General features: G+C 70.9%; 1 pseudogene. It reads left to right on the top strand.

Features of this window, described 5'->3' with window-relative positions:
* A pseudogene (locus tag AB4Z35_RS31045) lies at positions 1-388 on the top strand (hypothetical protein); the annotation flags it as partial.

Genomic DNA, 388 nt, shown 5'->3' on the forward strand with positions numbered 1-388 from the left:
GCGCCGGCGCGTTCGACCGCCAGCGCATTGCCGACCGCTTGGAGGCGCTCAAGGCCAGTGTGTCGATCTCGGGCAACGCCGAGCGGCTGACGGTGCGTTTCGAGACGCGGCGCCAGTACCTGCCGGACCTGATGGCGTTGCTCCGCACGGTGCTGCGCATGCCGACGTTCCCGGCCAGCGAGTTCGAGACGCTGCGCGCGAGCAGTGTCGCCGGCATCGAGAGCCAGCAACGCCAGCCCAACGCGCTCGCGCCGAACGCACTAGGCCGCCATGGCAACCCCTACCCGCCCGAGGACCCGCGCTACACCCCCACCTTCGACGAAAGCATCGCCGCGCTGCGCGCCGTCACCCCGGCGCAGATCCGCACGTTCCATGCGCGCTTCTACGG

The sequence above is a fragment of the Pseudomonas sp. KB_15 genome (assembly GCF_052114525.1).
Lineage (GTDB): Bacteria > Pseudomonadota > Gammaproteobacteria > Pseudomonadales > Pseudomonadaceae > Aquipseudomonas.